This window comes from Prevotella sp. (assembly GCF_036570325.1).
Lineage (GTDB): Bacteria > Bacteroidota > Bacteroidia > Bacteroidales > Bacteroidaceae > Prevotella.
In genome coordinates, this window is the sequence record NZ_DATCYK010000056.1 from 575,612 (window position 1) to 591,497 (window position 15,886).

The window sequence follows — 15,886 nt, forward strand, 5'->3', positions numbered from 1 at the left end:
TGCCTGCGGCTTACCGCTTTTCTATGGTTTTTCCTTTCCCAGTCCACTCCAAGATACCTCCGCGTAGATTGATAATCTTGTATTTCGACTCTGAAAGAATCTGCGCGCCTTTCAAACTGCGTCGGCCCGAACGGCAATAAATACCTACCGGCTTGTCCTTACTTAAGAAAGCCTCGGCTTTGGCTTTGAAATCGCTCTTGTTCACGTCAATATTTACCGCGGTGGGGATAAAGCCATCAGCATATTCCTCGGCAGTGCGGGCGTCGATGATTTGTATTTTCTGCGACTTCATCATTTGTTCAAACTGATCCGCATCCACGGTTGTGACGTACTGGTTGTTACAACTTGTAAAGGAAGCCAAGGCTCCTACGAGTGCTAAAAATATATTTTTCATTGTTGATAACTTTATGTTTGGTATGGTTGCAAATATACAAAACATTTATGAATTTGCTTTACAAATGGGCTTAAAAAAGTGGCATTAAAATTCACGAACTTATATTCGGCGTGAAGAATCGTCAAGAATTTAAAAGTTACTATCTAATTAATTATCAGTGAGTTATATTAAAATATGAAACAAAAGCTATGCTTTGGTAACTTTGCCGTTATATACTAATAGGCTAATAAGGCTGCTTTGAGCCGATAAAAGCAGGCCTTTGAGCGGTTAAAAGCAAAGGAATGGGAGGATGGGAGCATTATAATTATGAGGCAAAAGGATGGTAATAACGGTATGAAAGCATAGCTATGGGACAATAAAGGGTTGATTGTAGCCGACTAAACTTGGCTTTTTTAGTCGGTAAAATCTCCATGGCAGCCTTATGACAATCGTAGATGGAGGAAGCGGATAGTCGGTTTTTATGGTAATCTTTCTCAACAATTTTGAATAAATATGGGCCACATTTACCCATAAAAATAGTATTTTTGCAACTATGATGACCTATATAACTTTAGTTTTAGCTACGCTTGTGGCGTTGGAACATTTGTATATCATGTATTTGGAGACGTTCGCCACGAAGTCAAACACGACGGCACGGGTATTTAATATGTCCCAAGAGAAATTGTCGGACGCAGCCATTTGTACCTTGTTTAAGAATCAAGGTGTTTATAATGGCTTGCTCGCAGTGCTGATATTCATAGCCGTTTGGCAACGGGACTGGTTTTGGTTGCGTTGTATGATGGGCTATGTGGTGGCCGTGGCCGCCTATGGTAGCCTTACCAGTAATCCTAAAATCATATTAAAGCAAGGCTCGTTGGCCATTCTTGCCTTGGTAGCAAGTTGGCTATAAGACTGTATTTGTTTTTCCGCAAGATAAGGAAGAAAAAAGCCAATGCCGGTCTTAGGTGACTTGCATTGGCTGTAGGTATATAAGGAATAAGTGATTGTTTATGCTTTCTCTATCTGTTCTACAAGGCGGGCTGCGTGCTCTTTGCTTACTCGCTTAATCTCTTCGAGTTGCTCGGTGTCGTTGCGCATGGCGTAAGAAACGTTACCAGTGTAGACTGAAGGCTGAAGATCGAGCTGGCATAGGCCTGCGATCGACTTGAGTTGAGAGCCCAATACCTCGTCCATTGTGTAGCCCAAAGCCTCGTGTGAGTAGTAAGCTTCAGGGGCACCGGTGGTAAACGAGGGGATTAGTTTTTTGCCCTTGAGCGCCGTACCCGTGGAACCATGGGAAAAACCATGCACAAAAACATCTTCAATCCAGCGATGCAGAATAGATGGCATGCTATACCAAAACACCGGGAACTCCCAAACGATGACATCAGCCTTGACAAGTTTGGCTTGCTCGGCTGCTACATCTATCTTGAAAGTGGGATATTCTTCGCTCAATATGTCAAATTCGGCATTGGGAAGGGCCTTTTTCAGTTCTTCGAGGACAATCTTATTAGCCACAGAATCATTCAAATCAGTGTGACCGGAAACTATTAATACATTCTTCATTTTGCTATTAATTTATTATTACTAATACGTTTTGTGTTGCAAAAGTAGTGGTTTGGCATGGATTTTTATTACTTTTCGATGTTATTTTAAACTATTTTGGATAGAATATCCTGCTATTATTAAGATTTATTTTGATAGTTAAAGCAGTTCAGTGGTAGTTAAATGGGTTCTAAAAAGAATTGGAGGGAATGACTTTTTTACATGAAAAGTTGGTTTTATACAGCAATAGTGAGCTAAGGGGGTATGGTCAGTGGCTCATTTATTCAATACGAATTGCGTGTCCGTTAGGAATATTTCGTATATTTGCATGGTTCTCCGGAAATAGTCGGAGCACGGAAGTTGATCGATGGATTCTTTCTTGCGGCTTGATGGCTCAGGGTGGGCGAGAGGATAGGTAAGATGAAAACGCGACATATTATGTTATAAATATAAAACTAAAGACTAAATGATGACATTTCTTGAATTATGCAAGCAAAGGTTTGCCGTCCGAAAATATGAGGACAAGCCGGTAGAGCAGGAGGATTTAGATTATATTTTCGAGGCGATGAGGATGGCTCCCTCGGCTGTGAACAGACAGCCTTGGAAGTTTTTGATAGTAAAGTCGGAGGATGCGAAAGATAAGTTGCGGGAGTGCTACGACCGTCCTTGGTTCAAGACGGCGCCGATCTATATTATCTGCTTAAAGGACGTAAACGAGAACTGGATCAGGCCTGCGGATGGAAAAGCTCACGGCGATATAGACCTTGGTATCGTTACAGAGCATTTATGTTTGGCGGCTGCGGAGCGTGGATTGGGGACATGCTGGGTGTGCAACTACGACACGGAGAAGATAAATCGCTACTTTGGCTCGGAGCAATGGGAGGCAGTAGCTATCGTTCCTCTTGGATACATAGCGGATGATTGTCCGCAAAATCCCAAGAAACGAAAAGCCTTGGAAGAGATTGTAGAGACGATTTAACTGTATATAATTAGAGCTGGAATTTGCCAATTCATGACAAATTTCAGCTCTAATGCTTATATTTTTGTTTAAGAAAATGGGCTGGAGTGGGGCTATATTATTGTGCCAGCAGGTCTGCTATCGATTTTTCATCGAGGGGATCTGACGGCTCAAAGCGCTTAATGACCTTTCCTTTACGGTCGACTAAGAACTTTGTGAAGTTCCATTTTATATCTGCTTTCTTGTCATAATCGCCATCTTTCTTCCTAAGCATGGCGTCCATGGCCTTCCCGGTGGGCGTATTGAGGTCGAAACCTTTAAATCCTTGCTTTTTCTTTAAGAATGTATAGAGTGGGCTGGCGGTAGGCCCATTGACATCAATCTTACTGAATTGGGGGAATTGAATGTCGAAATTGGCTGTGCAGAATTGGTGAATTTCCTCGTCACTGCCCGGTGCCTGTCCTCCAAACTGATTACAAGGAAAGTCTAAAATCTCAAACCCTTGCTTTTTGTACTTCTCATAAAGCGCCTCTAACTCCTTGTATTGCGGCGTAAATCCACAGCGGGTGGCGGTATTTACGATAAGAAGTACCTTTCCCTTATACTGTGATAGCGATACCGTTTCCCCATCTTGATTGGTTACGTTGTAGCGATATAACTTGTTTTGAGCCACAACCGTGGTGGCGAGTAAAGCCAAAAAGGCGATGAATATTTTTCTCATAAGTCTCGATATTTATTGATTTACATTACTAAATCTATGCCTATAATAAGTTGAAAGAGGTATTATATATTATTATAATAGCAAAGTTATACAATTGTAATTTAGCTACAAGCAAGCAATTGATTGCTTTATGATAAATTAACGACAAGGCATAAGTGGACAGAGGTTTAAGAAGTCGCCCCTCGGAAAAAGCCGAAAGAAGTTGCTTTGACAGAATATTTTGCCTATTTTTGCAACAGCTATCTTGATAAAGACAATCTTAATTAGAAGGACATAAGCAATGACACCAACCAAAATTGCCATTTTCGCTTCGGGCAACGGCTCTAATTGTGAGAATATTATTCGTTATTTTCAATCGCATGCCACCATCAGTGTGGCGTTAGTAGTGAGCGATAAGGCGACGGCTAATGTCGTTGGCAGGGCTGAAAAGCATGGCGTTGACGTGAAAATAATATCGAAAGAGCAATTGCGAACAGAACAATTCTTATTGCCGTTGCTTAAAGATTATGGTATCAATTTCATTGTCTTGGCCGGCTTCCTTCAGATGATTCCGTCTTTCTTGATTGACGCTTATCACCGCAGACTCATCAACATTCATCCTTCATTGCTCCCTAAATATGGTGGAAAGGGCATGTATGGTCGCCATGTTCATGAGGCTGTGCATGCCGCCCGTGAGCCGGAAACCGGCATGACCGTGCATTGGGTAACGGAGGAATGTGATGGTGGAGAAATTATCGAACAATATAGTACCCCCTTATTGCCCTCTGATTCCATCGATGATATAGCTCGAAAAGAACATGAACTCGAAATGAAATATTTTCCAAAGGTGATAGAGGAAGTGGTGGAGAGAGAAGAGAAGGTTACTGTAAAAACTCGTTTTTTGTGATATTTTTTAATATCAGCAGTTTCTTCAATCAACATCGGTAGCTTCTTTTTTAATAACTCACGTTTTTTATATCTCTTTTAGCCCTATTTCTTTTAAATAATTGAAGGTCGAATCATAAAACTTTGGCAATCGAGTAGGGTCGTTAGCATCTCCTTTAGGAACAAATATGATCATGCCTTGACGAGCACGTGTTAAGAGTACACGATAAGCATTTTTCCGATATATTTTCCTTTCTTCTTTTATTATATGATTCCATCGGAACCCTCCATTAAATTGAAAATATTCCCATTCGTTATCAGAATAGCGGAAATCTCCATCCCAAGCGACACAACACCAATCTAATTCTAAGCCTTGCACATCAAATTCTGTGGCTATATCTTCCATAAATAATGAAGAACGTACATCAGAATCATTATCCAAAAACCAATGAACAACATCAGCTTTTAAACGTACAGTAAGCCCTTCTGGACGTAGTCTGTCGCCGGCTGAAGAAGCTACAATACCATATCTTTCACTCCCTCTGGCCTGAAGTTTAAGCCATGTTTTAGCTTTGTTAATATCTCTTGTTAATAAAATAGGGTATTTTTCGAGGCTTACGAACGTAGCTTCAGCCTTCTTTTTATCTCTTTCGAGCAGATAATGGACGAAATTAGAAACATTCTCTGCTCTAAATGAGCGCATTGAGACAGATAGATGTAAATTGTGATTTGTTATTACATACTCTCGTTTACTTAGTAGCTCTTTTATTTTCCCAGCTCCGTATTCTTCTTCAGAGAGTTTATCAGAAATGTATACGTGCCAATTAGGATAATTTCTATTTAAAGCTTTTATCCACTCTATGATACCTGCTTCGCCTGTATTAATCTCTTGACCACCTCCCACAAGGCAAACAATAACAGCCCAATCTTTGTGTCTATCAAGACATGATATTAAGTATTCTGGTTCTGAATATGGAAAGTTCTGTACGCCTTTCTTCCTTGCCATAAAATTAGCTAATTGCTCTTTCGTCCATGCGCGTTGTGATTCATCAAAAATTGCGATATGATCTTGGGGAATATAGTGTTTTTCTTTATTCTCAATACGAGCAAAATAATCATTATCAATAATAACTTGTTCGCCTTCAATCTTAGTTCCCTCTAGACATGCATCTCTGTAGTGATGGATCATTTGAATGAAAGTTTTTACTTCACTCTTTGCCTTTGCTTTAGTAAAACGATTACCTTGTTGCCGTTCCTGTTTCACTTTATCACGTGCTAAGGCTTCTGTTAATACTTCTACAAGAGGGAAATTTCCTGATAGATAAGTAGCGATTTCATTCTTCTTAAATTGCTCTGTGGCAACATTTAAACCAACTAAAGTCTTACCAGCTCCGGGAACACCAGTAACAAAGCATATACTCTTCTGATTATTCTGTTTACTGTATTCTATAATTTTAGAAACAAATTTGCTGGTTTTAGATAGATTTTCTCCTGAATCATGTCTTGCTATTTCCTCTACAGAGTGGTTAAGATAGAGTGCACTCGCAGCTTCTACTATAGTAGGTGTTGGAGAATAAGTACTCAATACCCATTCTTCGTCAGAAGACATAACCTCTTCTCTATTGTAAGCATATTGATTTAGTATACTGTCTATAGTATTTGAAATAGTATCAACATTAGCTAAAATGGGTAAGAAAAGTCTATCTTTTGTGCATTTATATTCATTAAAAACATTAATTGCCCCTGTGCTAATGAGAATAGGAACGACAAATCTATTACGAGATTCTTCATGGAAGTTTTTTAAATCAAGTCCATAATCACACACCTGCATTATATCTTGATGCGTATATTCAGCTTTAAAGGCTTTAAATTCAAGTATGAATATAATACCATGAATTAGCACTATCACATCTATTCTTTTGCCCATTCGGGGGATATTATATTCAAAACAAATATAGCCTTTCCTACCTTGTAAAATACGTTTCAATATAGATATTTCTTCATTCCAAGCCTTGTTTTGTGTGTCAGCCAGTGAATTAAAACTTTTCAAATGCTCACTTGATAAATGTGAAGATATAATTTCATCTGGAGTATTTAGAAACTCTATTATCGTTGAATGATAGAAACATCTACTTGCCAATGCCATATTGTAATTTTATTAATAGATTATTGGGGTGTATGTAAGAATACTAATAATACAAATCATCTCAAAGATTTGCTGAAAATTTTTAGGGAAAGAGTTGAGGTAAATAATTCTATTATATTTATTAGCTTAGTATTTTAGTTTAAGTTTCATATCTAAAATAGCAAGCGCACATTAGTATATTTTTGATAAATCATAGATTTTATATATTCTATTTCCCAATGCAAAAATGCTGGAAAATATTACCTAAAACTTCATTAGGAGTTATTTGACCGCCCGTGATTTCAGATAATTGTTCTAAACAAATATGAAGGTCTTCGCTTATTAAGTCTCCACTAAGGTCTTCATTCATTGCCGCTATCACCCGAAGGATACTTTGATCAGAACGGATTAATGCTTCATAATGCCGTGCACTTGTAACAATAACGCTGTTCTCTGTAATTTCAGGAATATTGGCTGCTGCAAATATTTTTTCTTCTAATTCTTTAATTCCCTGCTGATATTTAGCGGAAATATAGGCTTCTTGTATCCCTTGTACCGTCTCTTTGATTAATCTGTCTTCGGAAGAAATCTTTTGGGAACTAACATCTATTTTGTTATGAACAACTATTAATTTCTTATTTTCAGCAGCAGAAAGCATGTTTTCAACTTCCTCTTGTGTAGGCAATGTATCTATAACCCACAAAATGATAGTGGCTTCATTCAGCTTTTGATAAGCACGCTCTATACCAAGCTGTTCTATTTGGTCCTGCGTATTACGAATACCTGCCGTATCAATAAATCTGAAAGCAATGCCATTAATGATAGTCGTGTCCTCTATTACATCACGGGTTGTTCCATGAATATCGCTCACGATAGCCTTTTCCTCATGAAGAAGACTATTGAGAAGAGTACTCTTGCCTACATTTGTTTTTCCCACAATAGCAACGGGAATTCCATTCTTCATCGCATTTCCCGTTTCAAAAGAGCGTGCAAGCGTCTCTATACGCTCATGAATTTTGGTGGCAAGGCCCATCAATTCATCTCTGTTAGCAAACTCCAATTCTTCATGATCAGAAAAATCGAGTTCTAATTCGAGTAGGGAAGTTATCTTGAGCAATTGCTCACGTAGTAAAGACAACTCGCTGCTGAAATGTCCTTTCAACTGACTTAATGCAAGCTCATGCGATGCTTTATTGGCAGAACCTATCAAATCAGCAACAGCTTCAGCCTGACTTAAATCCATCTTTCCATTAAGATACGCTCTTTTAGTGTATTCTCCGGGGAGAGCTTGTCTGCAGCCTACATCAATAAGTGCTTGTAGGGTTTTGTTCAAAATATACTGTGAGCCGTGGCATGAAATTTCTATAGAATCTTCTCCCGTGTAACTATGAGGAGCTTTATAAACACTTACGATAACTTCATCAAGCAGTTGCCCCTGCTGGTCTAGGAGGTCGCCATAATGAAATGTTCCACCTTTTACTTCACACAGTTTCTTCTTTGTCTTAGCTCTAAATAACGTGTCAACGCAGCGAATAGCTTCGCTGCCGCTGACACGTATAATTCCGATGGCTCCACCTGATGGAGTTGCCAATGCACAGATAGTTTCACTATTCATTAAATGCGCTCCAATACCTTTTCTATTAATCCGTCTATAGAATTTTTATAGCCAGTATTTGCTTCCTTAACTCTTCTGTTTGCTATTACCATACAGCAAGTTAACGCCTTATGTCCCATTAACTTACTCAGGCCGGCCAATGCAGAACTCTCCATTTCAAAGTTCGTTACATTGAGTTTCCCATAAGCAAATTCTTCGATTTTTTGGTTCAATTCAGGATCAGCCAACGGCAAGCGCAGTTTACGACCTTGTGGACCAAAAAAGCCTCCACATGAAATTGTAACACCTCTAACCATGTCATCGCCTGCGATACGATTGAGAAGTTCGGTATCGTTATCAACAACATAAGGATTACCTATTTGGTCATTCCACTTTACTTGTGACTTAAAGGCTTTTTCAAAATCAAGGTCACATATTTCATCACGACCAGCATAGAAATTCAGCAAACCGTCAAAGCCGATACTCTTCTCACTGGCTACATAAGTTCCAGTGGGTGTATATTCTTGCAGACCTCCGCATGTACCAATTCTTATGAAGGCCAGTGACCTTAATTTTTCTTTTGTTGTGCGTGTGGCAAAATCGATATTGGCCAACGCATCCATCTCATTGAGTACAATATCAATATTATCACATCCGATACCTGTACTCTGCACAGTTATGCGCTTGCCTTTATAAACACCCGTAATGGTATGAAATTCTCTACTCGTTACTTCACATTCTATTTCTGAAAAATGTGATGCAACCAATGGTACTCGTCCGGGATCACCAACAAGGATAATGTTATCTGCTAATTGTTCGGGCTTCAAATGCAAGTGAAAGATACTACCATCACCGTTGATAATTAATTCTGATTCTGGATAAAAACTCATGATACTTAATTGTTAATTAGATTGTTTTCTTCTATAAGAACACTTTTGTGTATCTTATTGATATATTCTGTTAATGTTATATATTCTTTTTCTATTTGTAATATCTCATTTGTCATGCGTATTCTTGCATCTACAGTCGCAAGTTTATAACTATTTCGAAGCGCTTGTAACTTCTCGCTGAGCTTATTTTTTTTATCAAACGCTTCTTGATAGTCCTCGAATAACTTTCTGCTCTTGGCACTTCTAAAGTCAGAAATGCTCCTATATTGCAAATTGTCATTGATTGTAAAGACATTTTTAACTGATGTTGTTTGCAGAAGTTTACCTTGTCTTGCCTTCAGATTCTCTAATCGTCTCATAGCAGCTTCTCTATCGCCAAATTTCCATGTGTCTGAAATTTTATTGATAGTCGCAAAATTATAGAGCTCACTATCCGTTAAATTATCTCCTTCAAATGTCTTACGAACATGTGTAGGAACAAAAGTGTAAATGCAAACTTGTCCTTCAGGTTGGCGTCGGTCAGTAACCAGCCATCCCAAAGAGTTGACTTCATCAATGGCAAGAAGATAGTCATTCGCTGTTGAATTAAAAGGCAAGCCATAATTCTCTGGTGCGAAATAGGAACCATCTTCACGTTTGTAGCGCGTCATGAATATGTCATATTCGCCCAAAGTTTGTGGAGTCTTTGCCGCAAAAAATAGGGTAGCGCCATCAAAGAGTTGATATGGGTTGATAGCAAATCTTGACAGTTTGCTTATCTCTTCTATTCGCTTAGGCTGCGACCATTCCTTATCTAACTTATTTGATGCATAGATTGATAGAGACAAAGAATCGCCTTGAGTAAAAAGATATTGATCATTCATACCATTCAAGAACCCAATTCCTCCTATTGGAGCTACCGGCACGTCACTATCCGAATAAATTATAGCTCCTAACTCTTTATCAGTTGGAATATATTTATAAAATTCTTCTTTCGATACAACCATGCTATCTATAAACATCAACTTAGCTGTGGAGGCCAATAGTTCCTTGGGTAATAAGTTTTTATCCGACTTATTACTTGTTTGTTTATTGCTTGTCGCTATTTTCTCTTTAGTAGAATTACCCTTCCGAAAACGTTTATTTGAAACCGCTTTACGCTGGGCAAATCCATTGAAAAATACCAAGAAAGCTAATATAAATATGGTTATATTTCTTTTCATATTGAAATTTTACTTTAGAAAAGTGAAATAAACAGCACCAACTATACATGCAAAAGCTGCTATATGATTCCAATGGATGGTCTCTTTTTGAAACAAGAACCCAGCTATTGCCATAAAAACAACTAATGAAATACACTCTTGGATCACTTTCAGTTGAACTAAAGAGTAGGGGCCACCATTGCCTTCAAAACCTATTCTGTTAGCGGGAACTTGGCAACAATACTCAAAAAAAGCAATCATCCATGAAAAAGCAATGACTCCCCATAATGGCCAATGGCTGCTAACGCCAGTCTGTTGCAGTTTCAGATGGCCATACCAAGCCAATGTCATAAATATATTGCTAAAGACAAGTAGCGATATTGTATAAATTCCACTCATAAAATATGATACTTCTATGCCGTTTCTAGCGCCTTAGCCATACTTGCGGCAGCTCTTCTTCCATCACCCATAGCCAAGATAACAGTGGCACCTCCTCTAACAATGTCACCACCAGCATAAATATTTTCTCTGGAACTTCGCATATCTTCGCTAACGACAATCGTATTCTTTCTCCCTAATTCTAATCCCTCAATACTTTGGGGAACTAAGGGATTAGGACTTACACCAACAGCAACAATTACTTGGTCACAGCCGATGGTTACAGTTTGCCCAGTCGATTCCGGACGACAACGGCCTGATGCGTCAGGAGTTCCTAACTCCATAATATCTAAGATAACAGCTTTTACTGCTCCATTCTCATCTGCAAGATATTCCTTAGGATTGTGGAGGGTCATGAACTTAATACCTTCTTCTTTTGCATGTTTTACTTCTTCCAGTCGTGCCGGCATTTCCACTTCTGATCTACGATAAACAAGAGTTACATCTGCTCCTAAGCGCTTCGCCGTTCTACACGAGTCCATCGCTGTATTTCCACCGCCAACAACAACAACTTTCTTGCCCAAATTAATAGGTGTGTCGGTTCTTGGATTGGCTGCATCCATAAGATTTACACGTGTTAAGTATTCATTGGAAGACATGATATTCAACGCATTTTCACCGGGAATATTCATGAAATTAGGCAATCCGGCACCTGAACCGACAAAAATCCCCCTAAAGCCCTTATCTTCAAGCTCCTTTACAGATATTGTCTTGCCAACGATTATATCTGTTTGGAAGTGGACACCAAGCTTACGCAGATTCTCTATTTCTACATCTACAATTCTATTTGGCAAGCGAAATTCAGGAATACCATACTTTAATACGCCACCAATTTCATGGAGTGCTTCAAATACATATACATCAAATCCTCGCTTAGCCATGTCACCTGCAAAACTTAACCCTGCAGGACCAGAACCTACAACCGCAACCTTCACACCATTTCTCTTGCTGATTTCAGGTATAACAGCTTGTCCGCTTTCACGTTCAAAGTCTGCAGCAAAGCGCTCCAAATAGCCAATTGCAACAGCCTCTTCATTCATTTTCAAATGAATACATTTGCTTTCGCATTGTTTTTCCTGAGGACAAACACGGCCACAAACAGCCGGCAAGGCAGAAGTATTCTTTAAAACTTTAGCCGCAGCCAAGAATTGGCCCCGCTCTATGTTTTTTATGAACGAAGGAATATTGATATTGACAGGGCACCCTTCCACGCAAGTGGGCTTAGCACAATCCAAACAACGTTTGGCTTCTGTCATTGCCATTTCTTTTGTCAATCCACGATTAACCTCTTCTAATCGAGTTGTTGCACGGTAAGCCGGATCCAATTCAGGCATAGATACTCGCCTTATAGCTGTGCGCTCTTTGGGTTTTAGACTCTTCCGCAGGGTTTGTCGCCACTCAGAATTACGGTCTGTAAGGATTTCTATAGAATCATCCGTAGGTGAAACATCCATTACAACATCGGTACCAATTGATGTCTCTTGATTTTCAACCAACAGCAAATGATCTTGATAATGCTCCATTTCATCCTTCTCTGCTGCTTTAAATGTCCCCATTCGCTTGAACATTTCATCCCAATCTACTTGGAATCCGTCAAACTCCGGGCCATCAATGCAAACAAACTTGGTCTTTCCACCAATCGTCAGTCGGCATGCACCGCACATCCCCGTACCATCAACCATGATAGTGTTCAAAGACACATCTGTAGGAATGTTATATTTTTTGGTCAGCAAGCAGCAAAATTTCATCATGATAGGAGGGCCTATCGCAAAAACTTTATCAATGTGCTCCTGATTGATGAGTTTCTCTATGCCCACTGTTACGACACCTTTCTCTCCATACGAGCCATCATCTGTCATAATGATCGTTTCATCAGAACTGGCACGCACTTCATTTTCCATGATAATTAAGTCCTTATTTCTTCCTGCCAATACCGAAAGAACTCTATTGCCTGCGTTCTTCAGCGCTTTGATGATAGGCAACATAGGAGCAACACCTACACCGCCCCCCGCACATATAACCGTACCAAAGTTCTCAATGTGTGTAGGATTTCCCAATGGTCCTACTATATCAGCAATAGTTTCGCCCTCCATCTTGTCGCATAACTTGGTAGACGAAAGGCCAACCCGCTGCACCACCAGCGTTATAGTTCCTTCCTTCATATTCGCATCAGCGATGGTTAGAGGCATTCGTTCACTATTTTTGTCTACACGAACGATGACAAAATTACCAGCCTTTCGGCTTTTTGCGATAAGAGGAGCCTCTATATCAAAGCGAAAAACATTCTCGGAAAATTGAACTTTATGGACGATTTTATACATGGAAGATTAATTTAAGTAGACTATCTCCTTCCTAAGGTATGGAAGAAAATAGTCTAATGGTTCAAAATGGATAGAGGGTGCTCTCTAATTAATCAAAATTCTTGTCGTCAAGAATTTCAAAGCTACAGTAAGGTACCAGCACTTTCGGAACTCTAATACCTTCTTCTGTCTGATTGTTTTCGATGATGGTCGCAACGATTCTCGGCAAAGCCAGCGCAGAACCATTCAGCGTATGACAAAGTTCTATCTTCTTATCATCGCTATGACGATAGCGACATTTCAAGCGGTTTGCCTGATAACTGTCAAAGTTAGATACAGAGGAAACCTCTAACCAACGGCCTTGAGCAGCACTCCATGTTTCAAAATCGTAGCAGATAGCCGATGTAAAACTCATGTCACCACCGCACAGCTGTAGGATATGATAGGGCAATTCCAATTTCTGAAGCAGGTTCTCTACATGATTCAACATCTCTTTCAGACTTTCTTGAGAGTGCTGTGGAGTATCAATTCTTACAATCTCCACCTTATCAAATTGGTGAAGTCTGTTCAAACCACGTACATCCTTGCCATAGCTACCAGCCTCTCTACGGAAACAAGCTGAATATGCACAACGCTTGATAGGTAGTTCCTTTTCATCAAGAATCACATCACGGAAAATATTTGTCACAGGAACTTCAGCCGTTGGAATAAGGAATAAATTATCCATATTGGCATGGTACATCTGTCCTTCTTTGTCTGGTAGCTGGCCAGTTCCATATCCCGATGCTTCATTCACAACATAAGGAGGTTGTATTTCCAAATATCCAGCCTTACGTGCCTCGTCCAAGAAGAAAGCCTCTAGTGCACGTTGAAAACGTGCCATCTTACCAACATAAATAGGGAAACCTGCACCGGTGATCTTAACACCTAAATCAAAGTCTACAAGATTATACTTTTTCAATAAATCCCAATGACACAAAGCACCAGCTGCCAACTCGGGTTTAATACCACCTTCTTTAACAACCACGTTGCTTGACGCATCGCTTCCCTCAGGTACTTCGTCATAAGGAAGATTAGGAATTTGGCAAAGTAATTCAGTCAAATCCTGCTCAGCCTTGCCTAATATTTCTTCTAAAGCTTTGCTTGAAGCCTTTAATTCTGCAACTTGCTCCTTGATGGCATTGGCTTCTTCTGTCTTACCTTGAGCCATGAAAGCGCCGATTTGTTTTGAAATCTGATTAGCTTGCTGCTTGCCGGCGTCAAGTTTTTGTTGGGTTTCACGACGGATTTTATCATATTCCAAAACTTTTTCTACAGCTTCGTGGGCACCCTTAAAATGCTTTTTCTCAAGACCTTTAATTACACGTTCGGTCTCCTCATTGATGAGTTTTAATGTAAGCATAACAAATATTGTATTTATAAATTATTTTCTAATTATAAAATGAATGGCTGAAATTCCCGGTTAAAAAGTTTATTTCAAGAGAAGTTTACAGCTATACAATATGCAAAGATACAATATTTTTTGATTGCAACAAAAATAGTAAGAGGTTAATAAAGGCTTATTCTTCAACAGTTTTTCTCAGAAAAGAGCCTATTGCCTGAACAGGGCCATTTCAATTATTCCTCCTTTTAATCATTTGTGAAAATATATCGATTTAAAAGTAGGAGATACAAGCAGAAAGTAAGTGTGGAGATAATACAGTAAACAATGCTTCTATACGGTATTATATCAAAGGTTTCTGCCCAAAAGAAGAGTATGTTTATTAAGGAAATAATCCTAAGTTTTGGATTGTTAAAGCATAAAGCAATAAGCATACTTACCACTTGAGCTATAAATAAAATGACGATACTGCCTAAAAAATAAAAGTCCAAACGACAAATCATTTATGAGGAATAGGCACAAATATGTTTACCAAAGACAGTTCTAATAAATAGACAATGCAACTAAACAGATTCAGCATTATAGAAAAATGAATTTCATAGAGTAATATTTGATTGTACTGCTCTTACAATAATATATGCTTATAAATATATGAAAAAGATGAACAACAGACTGTATGAAAGAATAAAAACTTAGCTCTTAAATCCATAATAGAGTAGAAGCCCACTCTAAAATAGAGCAGGCTTCTATGTTTGTTTGGAATAAGTTGTTTTTTGGTTTAAGCCTCGACGTTGGTCTTGGCAGCGTAAGCTTCTGGTGAAAGTACAGAAACGGTGCTCTTATTGAATTTACCCTTGTGGAAGTAAACTACACCATCAGTCAAAGCATACAAGGTATCATCTTTACCCTGAGCTACATTCACACCGGGATAGTGCTTGTTACCACGCTGGCGAACGATAATGTTACCGGCTACGATTTTCTGACCACCCCAAATCTTAACGCCTAATCTTTGTGAAGCGGATTCACGGCCGTTCTTAGAACTACCTACACCTTTTTTATGTGCCATTTCTTGTTCCTCCTACGTTTAAGCGATTACTGATTTAACTGTTACTTCTGTGAACTGCTGACGATGACCATTCTTCTTACGATAGTCCTTACGACGCTTCATCTTGAAAACGATGACTTTTTCACCCTTAACGAGTGGGTTCACAACCTCTACTACTACTTTTGCGCCACTTACAGTAGGTGCACCAACTGTGACAGCACCTTCATTGTCTACGAGAAGGACTTTGTCAAATTCAACAGTCTTGCCAGCTTCTGCATCCTTAATGTGGTGCACGAAGAGTTTCTTGCCCTCTTCAGCCTTGAACTGCTGACCGTTAATTTCTACAATTGCGTACATTATTATTAATATAAACGGTTTTTCCGCAAGGCGTTTGACATTAGGTCAACGCTTTTTTAAGCCTTAACGGACTAAATCGGCTGCAAAATTACTAAAAACTATACTATTTTATTG

At 39.1% G+C, this 15,886-nt stretch carries 15 protein-coding genes; 3 read left to right on the forward strand and 12 right to left on the reverse strand.

All coding sequences use genetic code 11. The annotated features are described in order from the left end of the window. Positions 1 to 10 precede the first annotated feature (10 nt). Positions 11 to 394, reverse strand: coding sequence for a rhodanese-like domain-containing protein (locus VIR50_RS06540; RefSeq protein WP_331934333.1), 384 nt, complete (start codon positions 392 to 394; stop codon positions 11 to 13). A 532-nt stretch (positions 395 to 926) separates the two neighbouring features. Between VIR50_RS06540 and VIR50_RS06545 the strand changes: the two genes are divergently transcribed. Beyond that, positions 927 to 1,283 (forward strand): DUF1304 domain-containing protein, encoded by a 357-nt coding sequence (locus VIR50_RS06545; protein ID WP_331934334.1) that lies wholly within the window; start codon positions 927 to 929, stop codon positions 1,281 to 1,283. 98 nt (positions 1,284 to 1,381) lie between these two features. Here VIR50_RS06545 and VIR50_RS06550 read toward each other — a convergent pair whose 3' ends face one another. Continuing rightward, a complete protein-coding gene (locus VIR50_RS06550; RefSeq protein WP_331934335.1) occupies positions 1,382 to 1,939 on the reverse strand; it encodes an NAD(P)H-dependent oxidoreductase in 558 nt (185 codons plus the stop codon). Positions 1,940 to 2,387: 448 nt separating this feature from the next. Here VIR50_RS06550 and VIR50_RS06555 point away from each other — a divergent pair, with 448 nt between their 5' ends. Further along, positions 2,388 to 2,897 (forward strand): nitroreductase family protein, encoded by a 510-nt coding sequence (locus tag VIR50_RS06555; RefSeq protein WP_331934528.1) that lies wholly within the window; start codon positions 2,388 to 2,390, stop codon positions 2,895 to 2,897. A 97-nt stretch (positions 2,898 to 2,994) separates the two neighbouring features. Here VIR50_RS06555 and VIR50_RS06560 read toward each other — a convergent pair whose 3' ends face one another. Continuing rightward, positions 2,995 to 3,597: a glutathione peroxidase gene (locus VIR50_RS06560; protein ID WP_331934336.1), complete on the reverse strand. Its 603-nt coding sequence runs from the start codon at positions 3,595 to 3,597 to the stop codon at positions 2,995 to 2,997. A 280-nt stretch (positions 3,598 to 3,877) separates the two neighbouring features. Between VIR50_RS06560 and VIR50_RS06565 the strand changes: the two genes are divergently transcribed. Beyond that, the gene (locus tag VIR50_RS06565; RefSeq protein ID WP_331934337.1) at positions 3,878 to 4,483 is read left to right on the forward strand and encodes a phosphoribosylglycinamide formyltransferase; all 606 of its coding nucleotides are present in this window, start codon (positions 3,878 to 3,880) and stop codon (positions 4,481 to 4,483) included. Between the two features lie 66 nt (positions 4,484 to 4,549). Here the strand turns inward: VIR50_RS06565 and VIR50_RS06570 are convergent, their stop codons facing one another. The 9 genes from VIR50_RS06570 to rplU all read right to left on the reverse strand — a co-directional run bounded on the left by VIR50_RS06570 (position 4,550) and on the right by rplU (position 15,772). After that, positions 4,550 to 6,607, reverse strand: a complete 2,058-nt coding sequence (locus VIR50_RS06570; protein WP_331934338.1) for a DUF2075 domain-containing protein — start codon at positions 6,605 to 6,607, stop codon at positions 4,550 to 4,552. Between the two features lie 208 nt (positions 6,608 to 6,815). Continuing rightward, the gene (gene mnmE, locus VIR50_RS06575) at positions 6,816 to 8,201 is read right to left on the reverse strand and encodes a tRNA uridine-5-carboxymethylaminomethyl(34) synthesis GTPase MnmE (RefSeq protein ID WP_331934339.1); all 1,386 of its coding nucleotides are present in this window, start codon (positions 8,199 to 8,201) and stop codon (positions 6,816 to 6,818) included. Beyond that, on the reverse strand, positions 8,201 to 9,070 hold the full coding sequence (locus VIR50_RS06580) for a nucleoside phosphorylase (RefSeq protein WP_414703533.1): 870 nt from the start codon (positions 9,068 to 9,070) through the stop codon (positions 8,201 to 8,203). The genes mnmE and VIR50_RS06580 overlap by 1 nt, the downstream gene beginning before the upstream one ends. A gap of 5 nt (positions 9,071 to 9,075) precedes the next feature. Continuing rightward, positions 9,076 to 10,272, reverse strand: a complete 1,197-nt coding sequence (locus VIR50_RS06585; RefSeq protein WP_331934340.1) for a hypothetical protein — start codon at positions 10,270 to 10,272, stop codon at positions 9,076 to 9,078. A gap of 9 nt (positions 10,273 to 10,281) precedes the next feature. Next, entirely contained in the window at positions 10,282 to 10,650 is a 369-nt protein-coding gene (locus VIR50_RS06590) for a DMT family protein (protein ID WP_331934341.1), read from the reverse strand. A gap of 14 nt (positions 10,651 to 10,664) precedes the next feature. Beyond that, the gene (locus tag VIR50_RS06595; RefSeq protein WP_331934342.1) at positions 10,665 to 13,010 is read right to left on the reverse strand and encodes a bifunctional dihydroorotate dehydrogenase B NAD binding subunit/NADPH-dependent glutamate synthase; all 2,346 of its coding nucleotides are present in this window, start codon (positions 13,008 to 13,010) and stop codon (positions 10,665 to 10,667) included. Between the two features lie 88 nt (positions 13,011 to 13,098). After that, positions 13,099 to 14,391, reverse strand: coding sequence for a serine--tRNA ligase (gene serS, locus VIR50_RS06600; RefSeq protein ID WP_331934343.1), 1,293 nt, complete (start codon positions 14,389 to 14,391; stop codon positions 13,099 to 13,101). Between the two features lie 757 nt (positions 14,392 to 15,148). After that, positions 15,149 to 15,436: a 50S ribosomal protein L27 gene (gene rpmA, locus VIR50_RS06605; protein ID WP_331934344.1), complete on the reverse strand. Its 288-nt coding sequence runs from the start codon at positions 15,434 to 15,436 to the stop codon at positions 15,149 to 15,151. Positions 15,437 to 15,454: 18 nt separating this feature from the next. After that, positions 15,455 to 15,772, reverse strand: coding sequence for a 50S ribosomal protein L21 (gene rplU, locus VIR50_RS06610; protein WP_331934345.1), 318 nt, complete (start codon positions 15,770 to 15,772; stop codon positions 15,455 to 15,457). Between the last annotated feature and the right edge of the window lie 114 nt (positions 15,773 to 15,886).

Coding starts and splice junctions, on each gene's coding strand:
- VIR50_RS06540 (WP_331934333.1), bottom strand. CDS start 394: ATGAAAAATATATTTTTAGCACTCGTAGGAGCCTTGGCTTCCTTTACA.
- VIR50_RS06555 (WP_331934528.1), top strand. CDS start 2,388: ATGACATTTCTTGAATTATGCAAGCAAAGGTTTGCCGTCCGAAAATAT.
- VIR50_RS06570 (WP_331934338.1), bottom strand. CDS start 6,607: ATGGCATTGGCAAGTAGATGTTTCTATCATTCAACGATAATAGAGTTT.
- rpmA (WP_331934344.1), bottom strand. CDS start 15,436: ATGGCACATAAAAAAGGTGTAGGTAGTTCTAAGAACGGCCGTGAATCC.
- VIR50_RS06585 (WP_331934340.1), bottom strand. CDS start 10,272: ATGAAAAGAAATATAACCATATTTATATTAGCTTTCTTGGTATTTTTC.
- VIR50_RS06560 (WP_331934336.1), bottom strand. CDS start 3,597: ATGAGAAAAATATTCATCGCCTTTTTGGCTTTACTCGCCACCACGGTT.
- VIR50_RS06545 (WP_331934334.1), top strand. CDS start 927: ATGATGACCTATATAACTTTAGTTTTAGCTACGCTTGTGGCGTTGGAA.
- mnmE (WP_331934339.1), bottom strand. CDS start 8,201: ATGAATAGTGAAACTATCTGTGCATTGGCAACTCCATCAGGTGGAGCC.
- VIR50_RS06590 (WP_331934341.1), bottom strand. CDS start 10,650: ATGAGTGGAATTTATACAATATCGCTACTTGTCTTTAGCAATATATTT.
- serS (WP_331934343.1), bottom strand. CDS start 14,391: ATGCTTACATTAAAACTCATCAATGAGGAGACCGAACGTGTAATTAAA.
- rplU (WP_331934345.1), bottom strand. CDS start 15,772: ATGTACGCAATTGTAGAAATTAACGGTCAGCAGTTCAAGGCTGAAGAG.
- VIR50_RS06580 (WP_414703533.1), bottom strand. CDS start 9,070: ATGAGTTTTTATCCAGAATCAGAATTAATTATCAACGGTGATGGTAGT.
- VIR50_RS06565 (WP_331934337.1), top strand. CDS start 3,878: ATGACACCAACCAAAATTGCCATTTTCGCTTCGGGCAACGGCTCTAAT.
- VIR50_RS06595 (WP_331934342.1), bottom strand. CDS start 13,010: ATGTATAAAATCGTCCATAAAGTTCAATTTTCCGAGAATGTTTTTCGC.
- VIR50_RS06550 (WP_331934335.1), bottom strand. CDS start 1,939: ATGAAGAATGTATTAATAGTTTCCGGTCACACTGATTTGAATGATTCT.